Raw genomic sequence first — 18,706 nt, 5'->3', positions numbered from 1 at the left:
TTAATCCTTGTTATCTTCTTGATCTAATACCGCTAACGCTTCTTCAGCTTCGTGACTTGCAATCACACGGTCTATTTTGTTAGTAAGTACTTGCCATAACAACTGTGCAAATCTAAATGTCAGCAATGCCGTACCTAACGGTAAGGAAAAGTAAGGAATAAAACGCGGTAGTTTTTCATAGCGCTCCCCCTCATTCAGCCAATCAGCAAGAAACTGTAAAAACTCTGGCATGGGAATATCATCGGTTTCATACCAGGCTTGTTCGGTAATAAACGGATACCAATAATTCCATGAACCGATCAACAGCAACACGGAAAAAAGTAAACACGCACTTACTGCTATAACAGCATAAATCTTACGTAGTTTGACTGACGCCATATTAATCAGAATATCAACACCGATATGCGAATGTTTTTTTACCCCGTACGACGCACCGACTAACACTAGCCAAGCAAACAGAAATACCGTTAACTCTAACGCCCATAAAATATTGCCATTAAACAAATACCGAAACACCACATTGGCAAAGGTGAGTAATGTCATCACACCTAAAGTCATGGCAATATTTAGTTCTTCGACACTATCGGTTATACGCCCTAACCGCGCCCATAATCCATCATTCATACTGGTTCCCTTCAATTCGCTTAACGCGGCATAAGTGACTTATGCCGCTTGGTATTATGATTTATTCGACGCTAATGCTTTCTGGATCAAGTCACTACCAATATCTTTCTCGAACTTAGACCAAACCGGTTGTAGTTTAGTTACCCAAGCTTGGCGTTGCTCTGGTGTTAACGTACGTACTACACCACCAGCCGCGATAATGTTATTTTTATTTTCATTATTAATACGTGCTGATTCGGCATTACGTGTCGCAGTAACCTCAACAATAATTTGACGTAGTTGCACCTTCACGTCATTCGGTAATTTCGCCCACCAGCGGTTCGACGTAACCAATAAATAATCAAGAATACCGTGATTAGTTTCCGTTACACCGTCTTGTACTTCGAAGAATTTTTTACCGTAGGTATTCGACCAAGTATTTTCTTGGCCATCAATCACTTTGGTTTGTAGGCCGCCGTATACTTCTTTAAACGACATTTTTTGTGGGTTTGCGCCGAGTTGCTCAAACTGCGCAACCAGCACATCGGATGCTTGTACGCGGAATTTCAAACCTTGGGCATCTTCTGGGTAAATAAGCGGACGGTTAGCAGACATTTGTTTCATGCCGTTATGCCAAAATGCCAAGCCCTGTAAACCACGGCGGCGCATTGAGTTTTTCAATTTTTCACCGGATTCTGAATTTTGAAAACGATCCACAGCAGCAACATCATCAAACAGGAAAGGTAGATCAAATATGCGGAATTTCTTGGTGACTTTTTCAAATTTAGATAAAGAAGGCGCCGCTAATTGCACATCACCATTAAGCAATGCCTCAAGCACTTTATTATCATCATAAAGCGTTGAGTTAGGGAAAACCTGCATACAAGCTTTACCATTCATCTCTTTATTTACTCGCTCTTCAAGTAATGAAGCCGCAATACCTTTCGGGTGTTTACTGGTATTGGTCACATGACTAAATTTAATCACGATCTCACCCGGATCACATGCACCTGAAGCTGCTTGAGCCGTAAACGAGGTAATGCTCGCCAGTACTATCGATATTGCCGTTGCGTATTTAAACATAATAATCTCCATATAATTATAACGTTGCTAATCAAGATAAACGCCTTTTGATTAACAGTGTGATAACTATATAGCAACCATTGAGCCACAATTTACACTTGATACAAAATAGCTAAATAACAGTTAGTTACACTTAACCATTAATAGTAGAGCCTATAATAATGGGTGGAATATGACCCATTTAAATAAAGCCGTTGGGGTGGATCCCGCCATAATTTCAGCTGAGTATAAAAATGGCTAAGTTGAACTATCCTAAGAATTTTTTATTGTCAAAAAAGCAATATTGAAAAATAAACAGTGTGAAATAAAGAGGTAGCAGACTGAAATTTTCTACAAATACTCATATGTAGAGAATTTATTATCTGATTAACCTGGTTTTAGCAACAAATAGGAAACCATATACCTCAACAAAAGGCATAGAATTATCGTATTGAATATCCCAGTACTTATATAGAGATTGCCTTATGAACAAAAAACTCATCGCCACATTATTATTTACCTCTGTATGTTTGATCTGGGGTACAACCTGGATGGCGATGGAAATTGCCGTTCATTCAATACCACCTATTACTGCAACGGGTTTACGTTTTGCACTGGCTGCACCGTTATTAATTTTAGCCGCGCGCTGGCTTAAGATCCCGCTGATGTTCCCGAAAGGCAAGAAACTTGAATTCGCCTTAATCAGTGTGTTTTATTTTGCTGCGCCTTTTACCCTCATGATTTTTGGTGAGCAATATATCTCATCAGGTTTGGCTTCTATTATTTTTGCCACTATGCCAGTAGTGGTGTTAGGTTTTGCAATATTAGTGCATCGCCAAAAAGTACACATCCACCAAATCGCCGGTCTTGCTATCGCCCTGTTTAGTTTGATTACCATTATTAGTAATGAAATGGGTGTAAGCGCAAACGGTAGCCTTATCGGTGTTGGTGCATTGGTATTAGCGGTATTCATGCACGCAACTATCTATACCAGCGTACAAACTCGCTGCCAGGGTATTCATGTATTAACGTATAACGCACTACCTTGTCTTGTTGCTGCCGTACTGTTACTGGTTGTCGGCGCATTTGTAGAACAACCTGACTTTAGCACTTTCACATTAACGTCTTGGTTATCGGTTATTTACCTTGGTGCGATTGCAGGTATTGGCGGCATCATGGCTTACTTCCAATTAAATAAAGTAGCAAGCCCATTCCAAGCATCTATCTGTTTCTTAGTATTCCCTGTGATTGCACTTGGCTTAGACAGTGTGGTTAACGGCAGAACGATTAGTCACGAATCATTGATCATGATGATCATGCTAACGGCTGGTGTTTTACTGTGTAAATTACCGCTTGAATTGTTCACTAAACGTTTCGCTAGAACAGCGATAAACGTAGAAAAATAATAATGATTCAATAATAAGTGCTATTAGCTCAATACTATAGAGCTCTTGTAACATAGAGTTCTTATAAGATAGTGCTCTTATAAAATAGGCTGTGTCCACATCAGTGAACGCAGCCTATCGCACTTTATTTCAGTGCTGTTAGCGACCTATCCCAGTCTTTCCAAACGACTTCTAAGCCCATCGTTTTAACTAAATCAGCCATTTCACCTGGTGAACGGTCATCATCAATTTCAAACTGCTCTAACGCTTTCTCAGTATCATCAGAATAACCACCGGGTTGCGTTTTCGACCCAGCACTAATACTGGTGATACCTAATGGAATAACATTGTCACGAAAATGTGCTGATTCTCGGGTAGATAAAGATAACTCAACATCCGGATTAAATAATCGATAAGCACAAATAAGCTGTACCAGCTGGCGATCATTCATAATCGATTTAGGCTGAAATGCGCCTTCACACGGTCTTAAACGTGGAAAAGAAATTGAATACTTGGTTTGCCAATAACGTTTCTGCAAGTAATCTAAATGCGCGGCAACATGAAAACAATCAGTGCGCCATTCATCCAAACCAATTAACGCACCCAGTCCCATTTTATGAATACCCGCTTTACCTAAACGATCGGGTGTATCTATCCGATATTTAAAATCAGACTTCTTGCCCTTAATATGATGCTCTGCATAGGTACGGGGGTTATAGGTTTCTTGGTAGACTAGTACCGAATCAAGACCGAGTTGTTTTAATTCTTCATAGTCAGCTTGTTCTAACGGTTGCACTTCCAATGATAGATGCGAGAACTGTGATTTTAATTCATTAAATACCTGACGAAAATACGGCATCCCGACCTTACGTTCAGATTCACCAGCCACTAATAATAAGTGATCAAAACCCATCTTCTTAATCGCTTTCGCTTCACTGTTTAACTGTTTCATGTCCAGCGTGGTTCGGCGGATCTTGTTATGCATCGAAAAGCCACAATAAGTACAAATGTTAGAGCACATATTAGAAAGATACAGCGGTACATAGAATTGAACCGTATTACCAAAACGTTGGCGGGTTAATTCGACACTACGCTGCGCCATCTGCTCTAAAAATGGTTCCGCAGCCGGTGAAATCAAAGCTTGAAAATCATTTAAATCAAGTCTCGATTTAGCCAACGCTCGTTCAACATCTGCCGCTGTTTTAGCATAAATAGATAAACGGATATCATCCCAATCTAATTGCTGTAATTGCTCATAAAAGCTCATGTCTAACCCTTAAATTGGCGTGATTATAGATCTAAAAATGCAGTCAACGGACTCGATGCCACGGCCGTTCTCGCCTGAGCGCCTAAGCCAGCTAAGTAAGCTTGACGACCAGCTTGTACCGCTAAGGCAAACGCGCGGCTCATCGCGACCGGATCTTTCGCCACTGCAATCGCAGTATTAACCAATACCGCATCCGCGCCCATTTCCATTGCTAACGCAGCATGCGATGGCGCGCCAAGTCCTGCATCGACAATCACTGGCACAGTTGACTGCTCTATAATAATCTCTAAGAATTCAGCTGTGCGAATACCTTTGTTTGAACCAATCGGAGCGCCCAATGGCATAACAGCAGCAGTACCAACGGCTTCTAGGCGTTTACATAATACTGGATCAGCATGAATATATGGCAACACATGGAAACCATCACGCGCCAGCTGCTCCGTAGCAATTAAAGTTTCAATCGGATCTGGCAGTAAATATTTCGGATCAGGGTGTATTTCTAATTTAATCCAATTAGTTTGCAGCGCTTCACGGGCTAAGTGCGCAGCATATACCGCTTCTTTTGCATTACGCGCGCCAGATGTATTGGGTAATAAATTCATGCCTGCAGCGATAAGAGGCTTCAAAATATCATCATCTTGATTGGCTAAATCAATACGCTTTAATGCCATTGTAACAAGCTGAGATTGCGATGCGATTAAGGCTTCAGCCATTATTTTTTGATCGCTAAATTTACCGGTACCGGTGAATAACCGAGATGAGAATATTTTATCGGCAATGATAAGTTCATCGCTTGGTAATGATAATACTGAATTTAAAGGTAATACTGACATTTAGCCTCCTGCAATAGCTTGGAATAAAGTAACTTGATCATTTTCGGACAACTGAAAATCATCCCACTTTTGACGCGTAATAATGGCTTGATTTACCGCCACTGCAATGCCTTTGCCCGGCTGTTCTAATACGCTCAACAATGACGTAATCGTCGTCACTGTTAGGTTGTTAATTTCATCATTAATGATTAACTTCATCTTCTACTCCTGTCCTCACCACACTGTAAATGTTGTCGTTAAGGTTATTTATTGTTTATACGTTAGATGAGCACACCGAACACTGGGGGTCTTTAGCTACCGATAAATGTTGCCACTGCAAGGTCTTGCCATCAAAGCGCATTAAACGGTTGAATGAAGATACAGGCATACCAGTTAAATGCTTTATCGCTTCCAGTGCCTGTAATGATCCAATTACGCCAACAAGCGGACCGAGTACGCCTGAGGTACTGCAATTATGTACTTCCGCAGTTTCATCAAAAGGATATAAACAGTGGTAACAGGCAGAATCAGCTTGTTTGGCGTTAAACGAGATCAACTGCCCTTCCATGCGTATCCCCGCACCGACGATTAACGGTATTTTCTGCGTAACACAGATCTTGTTTATCACTTGTCGGGTCGGCATGTTATCTGTGCAATCAATGACTAAGTCGACTTGAGTAAGCATATTAGCTAATTCATTATCTGCTTTTTCAAGTGTTAATCGCTGTGCGAATGTCGTTACTTCAACATGTGGATTGAGTTGTGTTAGCGACGCTTTCGCAGAATCCACCTTAGTCTGCTTGATCTGATGTTGGGTAAAAATAATTTGTCGTTGCAGATTACTTAATTCAACATGATCATCATCGACTAAATACAAATGACCAACACCAGCAGCCGCTAAATACAAGGCGACCGGTGCGCCAAGACCGCCAACACCAACTATAACAACCTTGGCATTACGCAGTGCTAATTGCCCTTTCTCACCCACATCTTCAAGCAGTAAGTGCGCGCTATAACGCATGTATTCTTGATCAGTTAATCCAGTCATTTTAATTATGCCCACAAGCTAAAGCTGATACAGGTGCCGACTCCACAATCACTAATAAATCAGCGATTACTTGCTTATAATCCACAGCACGGGTAATTGCCGTCACAACTGCGACACTACCGACACCAGTCGCTGCCACTTGTGGTGCACGGGCGATGCTAATACCGCCGATGGCGACTAACGGATAGTCTTGCATCAAATCTGCGTAGCGCTGTAGACGCTGTAATCCCTGTGGTTTCGATGGCATGTCTTTGGTCACTGTCGGATAGATATGACCAAGAGCGATATAGCTGGGTTTAATTTGATGGGCGCGTAATATTTCGTAATAACCGTGCGTACTCAGGCCTAGTTTTAAGCCAGCCTGTTTGATTGCGACAAAATCGGCAATCAACATATCTTCTTGACCAAGATGAACACCGTAAGCCCCGTGTTCAATAGCTAGTTGCCAGTAATCATTGATAAATAAACGGGCTTGATACTGACGACCTAAAGCCACTGCGGCTTTCACATCTTCAACGACTTCCGCAGGTGTCTTATCCTTAATACGTAATTGCAGGGTTTTAACTCCCTGCTGTAATACCTTCTCTAGCCATGCAACTGTATCGACGACTGGATATAATCCAAGGCGGTTGGTATCGCAAGGTGCAAAATCATAAGCTAACTGCATTTGTTGCGCTAAGCCAAGCTTATCGCCTAGTACTGTATTGGGTAACACTACCTGGGGAAAATGCTCGCGATCGGTTGGCCAAACCTCTGCGGCTTGATTTAAATATGCTCTGGCGACCACAAGTGCATCATCAACCGGGTAATCTTGACCTATAACGGTTGCTAAGGCTGCAGAAAAAACACCAGAGTGTTCAGCGCTACTTAATGAATCAAGTCTCGAAACCGGTGACGTTAATAAGATTTCACGTTGAGCATCGATATACACATCTAACATGACTGACTGCAGCTGCTCATCGTGTTCGTTATTGCTATTGTTAACTACTGCATCGTTTGTAAAAATAACTTTTGTACAAACACCTTTTACACCTGAGTTCAGTAGTGAATTGATCGATTGTTTAGTCGAGCTAAATAAATCGGCCGCATCAATGCCCGTTTCATCTTGCGTTAATATCAATACATCAACGAGTGTTAATAAGCCTGTTTGAATAGCTGTAGTTAATATATTATCAGCCTTAACCATCTCTGTTAACGTGATGGTTAACGGCTCATAGATAACGCTCAATGCTGGATAGCGCTGTTTATAATCTTGTAAAAAACGGACTAAAATAGCAATGTGCGATGCAGTCTCTAGTACGCCAATTTTAATAGCTGATGGCATAGTTGATGACATAGTTGATGACATAGCCGCTGTATTCAGCACGGCTAACTCCGCAGAAAACTCTTCATCAGATAAGCATGTTGTAGAAACATGATAACCACGCCCACCTAATGCATTAATCGTTTTAATATCGGTTTGATTCGTCGCATTATCACGAGCAGTAAAGCTCGCGATAGTCCAAATAATGGCTTGAGTCATTAAATTATTATTCCACGTTTTCGGTTGTAGATTCTGGTACACGACCATTTACTGCATCGTGTGTAGGAGGTAAGTATAATTCTGCGCCGTGCTTTTTAAACTCTTCAGACATCTGCTTCATGCCCGCTTCAGCATCAATAAAAGCGACCTCATCGATGAGGACGACTTCATCAAGTAATTGAATTTTTATCTTTTCTTGATTAGCCATTTTTTCTTGCTGAAAAGTATAATCACGTACATCTTGAGATATTTTCATTGAACAGAACTTAGGACCACACATCGAACAGAAATGCGCTACCTTGCCTGACTCTTGGGGGATATTTTCATCGTGATAAGCACGCGCAGTTTCAGGATCTAATGCCAGGTTAAATTGATCATTCCAACGGAATTCAAAACGCGCTTTCGACATGGCATTGTCACGGATTTGAGCACCAGGGAAACCCTTGGCTAAATCAGCCGCGTGCGCCGAAATTTTATAAGTGATCATGCCTTGCTTAACGTCTTCTTTATTCGGCAAGCCTAAATGTTCTTTGGGGGTCACGTAACACAACATGGCACAACCGTACCAACCAATTTGCGCTGCACCAATCCCTGAGGTGAAATGATCATAACCTGGAGCGATATCGGTCGTCAGTGGACCTAAGGTATAAAAAGGTGCTTCATGACAAATATCGAGCTGCTTTTCAACATTCTCTTTAATCATGTGCATTGGAATATGACCTGGACCTTCAATAATAACTTGTACGTCTTGTTCCCACGCGACTTTGGTTAATTCACCTAAGGTTTGTAATTCAGCAAATTGCGCTTCATCATTGGCATCTGCAGCAGAACCTGGACGCATACCATCACCTAACGACAGTGATACATCGTAGGCTTTACAGATTGCACAAATTTCTTCGAAATGATCGTAAGCGAAATTTTCTTTATGGTGAGTCAAACACCATTTCGCCATGATCGAACCACCTCGAGAAACGATCCCGGTAAGACGTTTTGCGGTCATCGGAACATAACGCAGTAATACGCCAGCATGGATCGTGAAGTAATCAACCCCTTGCTCTGCTTGTTCGATCAAGGTATCGCGGAATACTTCCCAAGTAAGATCCTCGGCGATCCCATTTACCTTCTCTAAAGCTTGATAGATCGGCACGGTACCGATCGGAACAGGTGAATTACGCAGGATCCACTCACGAGTTTCATGAATATTACGGCCTGTGGATAAGTCCATCACAGTGTCCGCACCCCAGCGTGTAGCCCACACTAGCTTCTCTACTTCTTCTTCAATCGACGATGTCACTGACGAATTACCAATATTGGCATTCACTTTCACTAAAAAGTTACGACCGATGATCATCGGCTCAGATTCGGGGTGATTAATGTTAGCAGGGATGATCGCACGACCACGCGCCACTTCTTCTCGCACAAATTCAGGGGTGATAAGATCCGGAATACTGGCGCCAAAATCATTACCGGCATGCTGCTTTAATAACAACTCATTACGGATCAGATCTCGCCCCATATTTTCACGGATCGCGATGTATTCCATTTCAGAAGTAATGATGCCTTTACGGGCATAATGCATCTGGGTAACGTTTTCGCCAGTAATGGCTTTTAATGGTTTTGGTAAATGCTCAAAGCGGATGTGATCAATACCATCATCAGCAAGACGTTGCTGAGCAAAGTGCGACGTCACGATTTCAAGTTCTTCAATATCATTACGTGCTGCGATCCACCCCTGTCTTAATTTTGGTAAACCTTGGTGCACATCAATATCAATCGCAGGGTCAGTATAGGCACCTGATGTATCGTAGATTGGGATCGATTCGTTTTGTTCATAAACCGGTTCGTCTTTACTGCCAGCCACAAGCGTGTCATCAAGATTAATCTTGCGCATCGCCACTTGGATATCGGCACGACTGCCTGTTAGATGGATTTTTTCTGAATTTGGAAAGGGTTCGCAACTGAGGTTATTAATAAACGCTTGCGCGTTTTCACGGTTTTCACGACGTGTAGTTTTTTTGGTATTGTTGGTTTGGTTGATATTGGTATTACTGGTTTGGTTAACATTGGTAGTAGACATAGCATTCATTCCTTTTAATAAGATGATTGCTTGTCGTTGAGTATGTGGAGAGTAGTGATACAGATATATTGATTGTTTATGTTATACAAAGCCGCCTTACATTCCCTCGGGCAAACCTAGCATTACACTCACATTATTGTATTAATCACTCTTGTTTCCTTACGCAGGTATTACCCTGATCAGGTTCCACGGATCCCATATTTAAATGGTCTCAGCCCTAAAGCACTCCGACAAGAGGCAAGAGTATAGACTGCTATGGCGTTAAAAAACAAGCAAAAAAAAGGCACCCTATAAAGGGTGCCTTCACTATTTAATAATAGTAAGCAAGTAAATCAGTGGGTCTGTCATTACCTGCAAACAACTTTAATTGCATTCAGCAAATCAATTAAAGGTTATTTAATAGGTTAGCTAAGTTCTGTTCAGCTTCGTCAGTTGTAACTTCTGTCATTACTGCTTCTACTTTACCAGCACGTTTACGAGCACGTTCTTGATGATAAGTGAAACCAGTACCAGCAGGGATCAGACGACCAACGATAACGTTTTCTTTCAGACCACGAAGGTCATCAATCTTACCATGAACAGCGGCGTCTGTTAGAACACGTGTTGTTTCTTGGAAAGATGCAGCTGAGATAAATGACTCAGTTGCAAGAGACGCTTTAGTAATACCCATAAGCATGTGTTGGTACACGGCTGGTTGTTTGCCTTCAGCAACTAGCTGACGGTTAGCAATTTTCAGACGTGATACTTCAGCTTGCTCACCTGGTAAGAAATGACTATCACCAGCAGAGATTACATTCGCTTTACGTAGCATTTGACGAACGATAGTTTCAATGTGCTTATCGTTAATCTTAACGCCTTGTAAACGGTATACTTCTTGAACTTCGTTTGCGATATAGTTCGCAACATGGCTAATGCCACGTAGACGTAGAATATCGTGAGCTGATTCAGGGCCATCGGCGATAACTTCACCAATTGCAACTTTCTCACCTTCAAACACGTTCAAGTGACGCCATTTAGGGATCATCTCTTCGTAAGCTTCAGCACCATCAGTAGGTGTGATAACTAGACGACGTTTACCTTTAGTTTCTTTACCGAAACTAATGGTACCTGAGATTTCCGCTAAGATAGCAGCATCTTTTGGCTGACGCGCTTCAAACAGATCCGCTACGCGTGGTAGACCACCCGTAATATCACGTGTTTTCGAGCTTTCTTGAGGGATACGCGCTAACGCTTCACCAACAGTTACTAATGCGCCATCTTCTAAGTTAACGATTGCATTAGACGGTAAGAAGTATTGTGCAACAACTTCTGTACCAGGAATGAATAAATCATTACCTGCTGCATCAACAAGTTTAACCATAGGTCGTAAATCTTTACCTGCAGTAACACGTGCTGACGGGTCAAGAATAACTGTGCTAGATAGACCAGTTAGATCATCAGTTTGTCTAGTAACCGTAATGCTCTCAATCAAGTCAACAAACTTAATTTGTCCAGCCACCTCAGTGATGATTGGGTGAGTATGCGGGTCCCAGTTAGCGATGATGCTACCAGCTTCAATAGCAGCGTTGTCTTTGAACTCAACAATCGCACCATAAGGCAGTTTATGACTTTCTTTAGTACGACCGTTTTCATCAATAATCGTAATTTCTGATGAACGAGAAGTAATAACCAGTTTGCCGTCTGCGTTCTCAACGAATTTCTCGTTGTGGAACTTAATAGTACCCGTGTTTTTCACTTGGATATTATTTTCTGCAGATGCTCTCGATGCCGCACCACCAATGTGGAATGTACGCATCGTTAACTGTGTACCAGGTTCACCAATTGATTGTGCTGCAACAACACCAACGGCTTCACCTTGACCAACGATAACACCACGTGCTAAATCACGACCATAACAAGCGGCACAAACACCGAAGTCATTATCACAAGTGATTACAGAACGTACTTTCATTTGATCAACTGAGTGTTCTTCTAAGAAGTCACAAAGTTTTTCATCAAGTAATGTATTACGTGGTAATAGAACTTCGTCTGTACCAGGTTTTAATACGTCTTCAGCAACAACACGACCAAGAACACGATCACGTAGGGCTTCAACAACATCACCACCTTCAATATGAGGAGTAATGATTAGACCGTTTTCAGTACCACAATCAATCTCGTTAATTACAAGATCTTGTGCAACGTCAACAAGACGACGAGTTAGGTAACCCGAGTTTGCTGTTTTAAGTGCTGTATCGGCTAGACCTTTACGTGCACCATGCGTTGAGATGAAGTACTGAAGTACGTTTAGACCTTCACGGAAGTTAGCGGTAATCGGTGTTTCAATAATTGAACCATCCGGTTTCGCCATCAGACCACGCATACCAGCTAGCTGACGAATCTGTGCCGCACTACCACGTGCACCAGAATCGGCCATCATAAAGATGCTGTTGAATGATTTCTGTGTCTCAGAGTCACCTAACGAGTTAAGTTTAGTTTCTGAAGACAAGTTATCCATCATTGCTTTTGAGATGTGCTCATTCGCACGAGCCCAAATATCAATAACTTTATTGTAACGCTCACCGGCAGTAACAAGACCTGATTGGAATTGCTCTTGGATTTGAGTTACTTCAACTTCAGCTTCTGCGATTAAGGTTTTCTTTTCGTCCGGAATAACCATGTCATCGATACCAACAGATGCACCAGAAAGGGCAGCATAATGGAAACCGGTGTACATTAGTTGATCAGCGAAAACAACCGTATCTTTCAAGCCTAATAGACGGTAACAGTCATTTAGTAGCTTAGAAATCTGCTTTTTACCTAACGCTTCGTTAGATACTTTCAGGATCCAGTTAGCTGGGTTCGCTGCAAGTTTAGCTTCTTCATCAGCAGATAAAGTTTTAGCCGGATCGATTAGTTCATATGGCAGACCTGTAGGGGCTACTAAATAAAGAATCGCACGACCTACTGTTGTGTTCTTCAGTTCAGTGCGAACTGTAACTTCACCAGTTTCTTCATCTTTCAGATGTTCTGTAATACGAACTTTAACACGTGCATGTAGTTCAGCATGGCCACTGCGATATAGCTTTTCAGCTTCTTCAGGGCTGCCTAATACCATGCCTTCACCCTTGGCAGCAATGCCAGAACGAGTCATGTAGTAAAGACCTAATACAACATCTTGAGAAGGTACGATAACCGGTTCACCATTTGCAGGTGAAAGGATGTTATTCGTAGACATCATCAGTGTACGCGCTTCCAATTGAGCTTCAATTGTTAACGGTACGTGTACAGCCATCTGATCGCCATCGAAATCGGCGTTGTATGCAGAACATACTAGAGGGTGTAGCTGAATTGCTTTACCTTCAATTAGAACAGGTTCGAATGCTTGAATACCAAGTCTATGCAGAGTTGGTGCTCGGTTAAGCATTACTGGATGTTCGCGGATCACGTCGTCTAGGATATCCCAAACTTCAGCGCCTTCGCGTTCAACCATTTTCTTAGCTGCTTTAATCGTTGTAGCAAAACCACGTGATTCTAATTTACCGTAGATGAATGGCTTGAATAGCTCAAGTGCCATTTTCTTAGGTAGACCACATTGGTGTAAGCGTAACGTTGGTCCAACTGTAATTACAGAACGACCAGAGTAATCCACACGTTTACCAAGTAGATTCTGACGGAAACGACCTTGTTTACCCTTGATCATATCAGCAAGAGATTTAAGAGGACGTTTGTTAGAACCAGTAATCGCACGACCACGACGACCATTATCTAATAGCGCATCAACAGATTCTTGTAACATACGTTTTTCGTTACGTACGATGATATCTGGAGCAGCTAAGTCTAATAGACGTTTTAGACGGTTGTTACGGTTGATCACACGACGGTAAAGGTCATTTAGATCAGAAGTCGCAAAACGGCCACCATCTAGTGGTACTAATGGACGAAGATCTGGCGGTAATACCGGCAGTACATTCATGATCATCCATTCTGGTTTGTTACCAGAAATAGCGAATGCTTCCATTAATTTAAGACGTTTAGTGATCTTCTTACGTTTAGTTTCAGAGTTTGTAGTCTCTAATTCTTCACGCATTTCTTCAATGTCTTGTGTTAGGTTAAGATCTTGTAACAAAGAAAGTACAGCTTCTGCACCCATCTTCGCGTCAAATTCATCACCCCATTCTTCTAGGTTGTCAAGATACTGCTCTTCAGTCAGCATCATGCCACGTTCTAGCGAAGTCATACCAGGTTCGATAACAACATATGATTCGAAGTAAAGAATACGTTCGATATCACGTAGCGTCATGTCTAATAAAAGACCGATGCGAGATGGTAATGATTTCAAGAACCAAATGTGTGCAACAGGAGACGCTAATTCGATGTGGCCCATGCGGTCACGACGAACTTTAGTTTGCGTTACTTCTACGCCACATTTTTCACAGATAACACCACGGTGCTTCAGACGCTTATATTTTCCGCAAAGACATTCGTAATCTTTTACTGGGCCGAAAATACGTGCGCAGAATAAACCGTCACGTTCTGGTTTAAAGGTACGGTAGTTGATGGTTTCTGGCTTTTTAACTTCACCAAAAGACCAAGAACGGATCTGTTCCGGAGAAGCTAGACCAATCTTGATACCATCGAATTCTTCCGATTTACCTTGTTGTTTTAGAAACTTTAATAAGTCTTTCACGTTTTTCTCCACTGGGAGTGAAAACTAAGCAGCCTCAACTCAAAAAATGAGTCGAGGCGCAATGCTAATCAAAAATCAGAATTAACTCTAATCAGAGTTATTTCTTGTTTTTGTTTTCATCTAGTTCGATATTGATACCCAATGAGCGGATCTCTTTCAACAATACGTTGAATGATTCAGGCATACCTGGGTCCATACGATGATCGCCGTCTACGATGTTTTTATACATCTTAGTACGACCGTTCACGTCATCAGACTTAACAGTTAGCATCTCTTGTAGAGTATATGCTGCACCGTATGCTTCCAGAGCCCATACTTCCATCTCACCGAAACGCTGACCACCGAACTGAGCTTTACCACCCAGCGGCTGCTGAGTAACTAGGCTGTAAGAACCGGTAGAACGTGCATGCATCTTGTCATCAACCAAGTGATTCAGTTTCAGCATGTACATGTAACCAACAGTAACTGGACGTTCAAAGATGTTACCTGTGCGACCATCAAATAGCTCTAATTGACCTGATTCTGGTAAATCAGCTAATTTAAGCATTTCTTTGATTTCAGCTTCAGCAGCACCATCAAACGCAGGTGTTGCCATTGGCAGACCTTTACGTAAGTTTTGAGCAAGAACACGAACTTGTTCATCTGAATAAGTTGATAAATCAACATTCTGATGAGTGTCGCCTATATCGTAAGCTTTTTGAATAAACTCACGAATTTTAGCAAGATCTTGTTGTTCTTTAATCATGTTATCGATTTTACTACCGATACCACGAGCAGCAAGACCCAAGTGAACTTCAAGTACCTGACCGATGTTCATACGCGATGGTACACCCAGCGGGTTCAGTACGATATCAACTGGCTCACCAAACTTATCGTGCGGCATGTCTTCAATAGGAACGATTGTTGAAATCACACCTTTGTTACCATGACGACCGGCCATTTTATCACCCGGTTGGATACGACGTTTAACAGCTAGGTATACTTTAACAATCTTAAGTACACCTGGTGCTAGGTCATCACCTTGGGTAATTTTACGGCGTTTGATGTCAAACTTAGAATCAAATTCAGCACGTAGCTCATCATGTTGCTTAGCTAGGCCTTCTAATTGAGTCTGTTGTGCTTCATCAGAAAGCACGATCTCTAACCACTGCGAGCGAGAAATAGCATTAAGTTGCTCTTCCGTTTTGCCAGCAGAAAGTAATAGAGATTTAACGCGACCGAATAAGCTTTCTTCGAAGATAGATAATTCTTCAGTTAAGTCTTTTTTCGCTTCACGCAGTTGCATCTGCTCGATGTCTTGTGCACGTTTGTCTTTATCTACGCCATCACGGGTAAATACTTGCACGTCAATTACAGTACCGTAAACAGAGTTAGGTACACGTAATGAACTGTCTTTCACATCAGATGCTTTTTCACCGAAGATAGCTCGTAGAAGCTTCTCTTCAGGCGTTAATTGTGTTTCACCTTTAGGGGTTACTTTACCTACCAGGATATCACCCGGCTTAACTTCAGCACCAACGTAAACGATACCAGACTCATCTAGTTTAGATAATGCACTTTCACCCACGTTAGGGATGTCAGCTGTAATCTCTTCACTACCAAGTTTAGTATCACGCGCAATCGATGACAATTCTTGAATGTGGATAGTCGTTAGACGATCTTCTTTTACAACGCGTTCTGATACAAGGATTGAATCCTCGAAGTTGTAACCATTCCAAGGCATGAATGCAATACGCATGTTTTGGCCAAGTGCTAATTCACCAAGATCCGTTGAAGGACCATCAGCAAGCACGTCGCCTTTAACCACTGCTTCACCAGTTAATACTGTTGGGCGTTGGTTAATACATGTGTTTTGATTCGAACGTGTGTACTTAGTTAGCGTGTAGATATCAATACCCGCTTCACCTGGTACTAGTTCATCTTCGTTAACTTTAACGATGATACGACTTGCATCAGCATAGTCGATTGAACCGCCACGTAGCGCAACAACAGTTACACCAGAATCGATTGCTACCGCACGTTCAATACCAGTACCTACTAATGGCTTATCAGCATTTAGTGTTGGTACTGCTTGACGTTGCATATTCGCACCCATCAATGCACGGTTAGCATCATCGTGTTCAAGGAATGGAATTAGTGATGCTGCCACAGAAATAATCTGCTGTGGAGACACGTCCATATACTGAATGTTATCCGCAGACATAAAGGTAGTTTCACCTTTGTGACGACATGGGATAAATTCATCTTGTAACACACCATTAGTATCTACAGTCGCGTTAGCCTGTGCTACTGCATACAGACCTTCTTCGATAGCAGAAAGGTATTGAACGTCATTAGTAACTTGACCGTTAACTACTTTACGGAATGGTGTTTCTAAGAAACCATAATCGTTAGTACGGGCAAATACAGCTAGTGAGTTAATTAGACCAATGTTTGGTCCCTCTGGAGTCTCAATCGGACATAAACGACCGTAATGAGTTGGATGTACGTCACGTACCTCAAAACCAGCACGTTCACGTGTTAGACCACCAGGCCCTAATGCAGAAATACGACGTTTGTGCGTCACTTCTGACAACGGGTTATTTTGATCCATAAACTGAGACAGTTGTGATGAACCAAAGAACTCTTTAATCGCAGCTGAAATCGGCTTAGCATTGATTAAATCTTGTGGCATTACTGCATCAAGATCACCAAGACTTAGACGTTCACGAACAGCACGTTCTACACGAACTAAACCAACACGGAATTGGTTTTCTGCCATTTCGCCAACTGAACGAATACGACGGTTACCAAGGTGATCGATATCATCAACCTCGCCTTTACCGTTACGGATATTAATCAAAGTTTTCATTACTTCAACAATATCTGCTTTGTTCAGTATGCCTGCACCAGTATCTTCTTCACGGCCAACACGACGGTTGAACTTCATACGACCTACAGTAGATAAGTCATAGCGTTCTTCTGCGAAGAAAAGATTTTGGAATAGACCTTCTGCCGCTTCACGCGTTGGTGGTTCACCAGGACGCATCATACGGTAGATTTCAACTAACGCTTCAAGTTTGTTAGTAGTTGAGTCAACACGTAAAGTGTCAGACATGTAACTACCTACATCAAGGTCGTTCGTATAAAGAACATCAATTACCTTGATACCAGCTTGAGACAATTCAGCAACAGATTCTAGTGTTAGTTCAGCATTCGCTGCAACAATCACTTCGCCTGTGTCTTCGTTGATGTAATCTTTAGAAGCTACTTTACCAGCGATATACTCTAACGGTACTTCGATCTCATCAATGCCGTCTTTTTCAAATTTCTTGATATGACGAGCAGTAATACGACGACCACTTTCAACATATACTTCGCCATTAGCGGTAATGTCAAATACAGCAGTTTCGCCACGTAGACGGTCTGGCATTAGTTCCATCAATAACTTGCCATCTTTAACTTCAAAACGTGTAGTATCGAAGAAGATTGCTAGGATTTCTTCCGTCGTGAACTCAAGTGCACGAAGAATAATTGATGATGGTAATTTACGACGACGGTCAATACGAACGAATAAGCTATCTTTCGGATCGAACTCAAAGTCTAACCATGAACCACGGTAAGGAATAACGCGTGCGTTATATAATACTTTACCTGATGAATGAGTTTTACCTTTGTCGTGATCGAAGAATACACCAGGACTACGGTGTAACTGAGATACGATAACACGTTCAGTACCATTGATAACAAAAGTACCAGTTTCAGTCATTAATGGGATTTCGCCCATATAGACTTCTTGTTCTTTGATATCTTTAATAGTACCTGCTGGTGCATCACGATCGTATAATACAAGACGTAATTTTACACGTAGCGGTGCAGAATAAGTAACACCACGGATTTGACATTCTTTAACATCAAAAACAGGTTCACCTAGACGGTACGATACATATTGAAGTTCTGAAGTTCCAGAGTAACTTTTAATAGGGAACACGCTACGGAATGCTGCTTCCAGGCCGTATTCACCTGTGTGATCCATTTCTAAAAACTTTTTAAAAGAGCTAGTTTGGATGGCCAACATTTGCGGTTTAGCCACAACTGGTGCACTTTTACCAAAGTCTTTACGGATACGTTTTTTTTCGGTATTAGAGTAAACCATTTGGTTCCTCAGCTCGCTGATAAGTGACCCACTCTGCCCTGAAAAAGGACAGCTCTAACAACATCATTATATGTTTTTTATACTGTCTCGACCAAATGAATTGGGCTAAACAGTGCGCAGAATTTT

The 18,706-nt window shown here is 41.8% G+C and carries 11 protein-coding genes and 1 riboswitch; of the genes, 1 reads left to right on the top strand and 10 read right to left on the bottom strand.

The features are described from left to right. Both A923_RS0115080 and A923_RS0115075 read right to left on the bottom strand, forming a co-directional pair. Window positions 1-624, bottom strand: coding sequence for a TRAP transporter small permease (locus A923_RS0115080; RefSeq protein WP_017222514.1), 624 nt, complete (start codon window positions 622-624; stop codon window positions 1-3). Between the two features lie 54 nt (window positions 625-678). Beyond that, entirely contained in the window at window positions 679-1,686 is a 1,008-nt protein-coding gene (locus A923_RS0115075; RefSeq protein ID WP_017222513.1) for a DctP family TRAP transporter solute-binding subunit, read from the bottom strand. Between the two features lie 464 nt (window positions 1,687-2,150). On the opposite strand from A923_RS0115075, the gene A923_RS0115070 reads away from it, so the two are divergent. Beyond that, complete coding sequence (locus A923_RS0115070; protein WP_017222512.1) at window positions 2,151-3,071, top strand: DMT family transporter; 921 nt, start codon at window positions 2,151-2,153, stop codon at window positions 3,069-3,071. Between the two features lie 124 nt (window positions 3,072-3,195). On the opposite strand, the gene thiH is transcribed toward A923_RS0115070, so the two are convergent. The 8 genes from thiH to rpoB form a co-directional block, all read right to left on the bottom strand. After that, entirely contained in the window at window positions 3,196-4,317 is a 1,122-nt protein-coding gene (gene thiH / locus A923_RS0115065) for a 2-iminoacetate synthase ThiH (RefSeq protein ID WP_017222511.1), read from the bottom strand. Window positions 4,318-4,340: 23 nt separating this feature from the next. Continuing rightward, complete coding sequence (locus A923_RS0115060; RefSeq protein WP_017222510.1) at window positions 4,341-5,150, bottom strand: thiazole synthase; 810 nt, start codon at window positions 5,148-5,150, stop codon at window positions 4,341-4,343. Continuing rightward, the gene (thiS, locus tag A923_RS0115055; RefSeq protein WP_017222509.1) at window positions 5,151-5,348 is read right to left on the bottom strand and encodes a sulfur carrier protein ThiS; all 198 of its coding nucleotides are present in this window, start codon (window positions 5,346-5,348) and stop codon (window positions 5,151-5,153) included. A gap of 55 nt (window positions 5,349-5,403) precedes the next feature. Beyond that, window positions 5,404-6,177 carry a HesA/MoeB/ThiF family protein gene (locus tag A923_RS0115050; protein WP_017222508.1) on the bottom strand — a complete coding sequence of 258 codons (774 nt, stop codon included), beginning with the start codon at window positions 6,175-6,177 and terminating at the stop codon, window positions 5,404-5,406. Window position 6,178: 1 nt separating this feature from the next. Beyond that, window positions 6,179-7,699, bottom strand: a complete 1,521-nt coding sequence (gene thiE, locus A923_RS0115045) for a thiamine phosphate synthase (protein WP_017222507.1) — start codon at window positions 7,697-7,699, stop codon at window positions 6,179-6,181. A 7-nt stretch (window positions 7,700-7,706) separates the two neighbouring features. Next, entirely contained in the window at window positions 7,707-9,776 is a 2,070-nt protein-coding gene (gene thiC, locus A923_RS0115040) for a phosphomethylpyrimidine synthase ThiC (RefSeq protein WP_017222506.1), read from the bottom strand. Between the two features lie 138 nt (window positions 9,777-9,914). Beyond that, window positions 9,915-10,016, bottom strand: a riboswitch (TPP riboswitch). A gap of 145 nt (window positions 10,017-10,161) precedes the next feature. Then, entirely contained in the window at window positions 10,162-14,445 is a 4,284-nt protein-coding gene (gene rpoC / locus A923_RS0115035; RefSeq protein WP_017222505.1) for a DNA-directed RNA polymerase subunit beta', read from the bottom strand. Between the two features lie 97 nt (window positions 14,446-14,542). Beyond that, window positions 14,543-18,580 (bottom strand): DNA-directed RNA polymerase subunit beta, encoded by a 4,038-nt coding sequence (gene rpoB, locus A923_RS0115030; protein ID WP_017222504.1) that lies wholly within the window; start codon window positions 18,578-18,580, stop codon window positions 14,543-14,545. Window positions 18,581-18,706: the final 126 nt, after the last annotated feature.

Origin of the sequence: Moritella dasanensis ArB 0140 (genome assembly GCF_000276805.1) — a bacterium.
In the GTDB taxonomy this organism is placed as follows: domain Bacteria; phylum Pseudomonadota; class Gammaproteobacteria; order Enterobacterales; family Moritellaceae; genus Moritella; species Moritella dasanensis.
The sequence above is the reverse complement of the archived record's forward strand: the minus strand, read 5'-3'. Positions and strand labels throughout refer to the sequence as shown.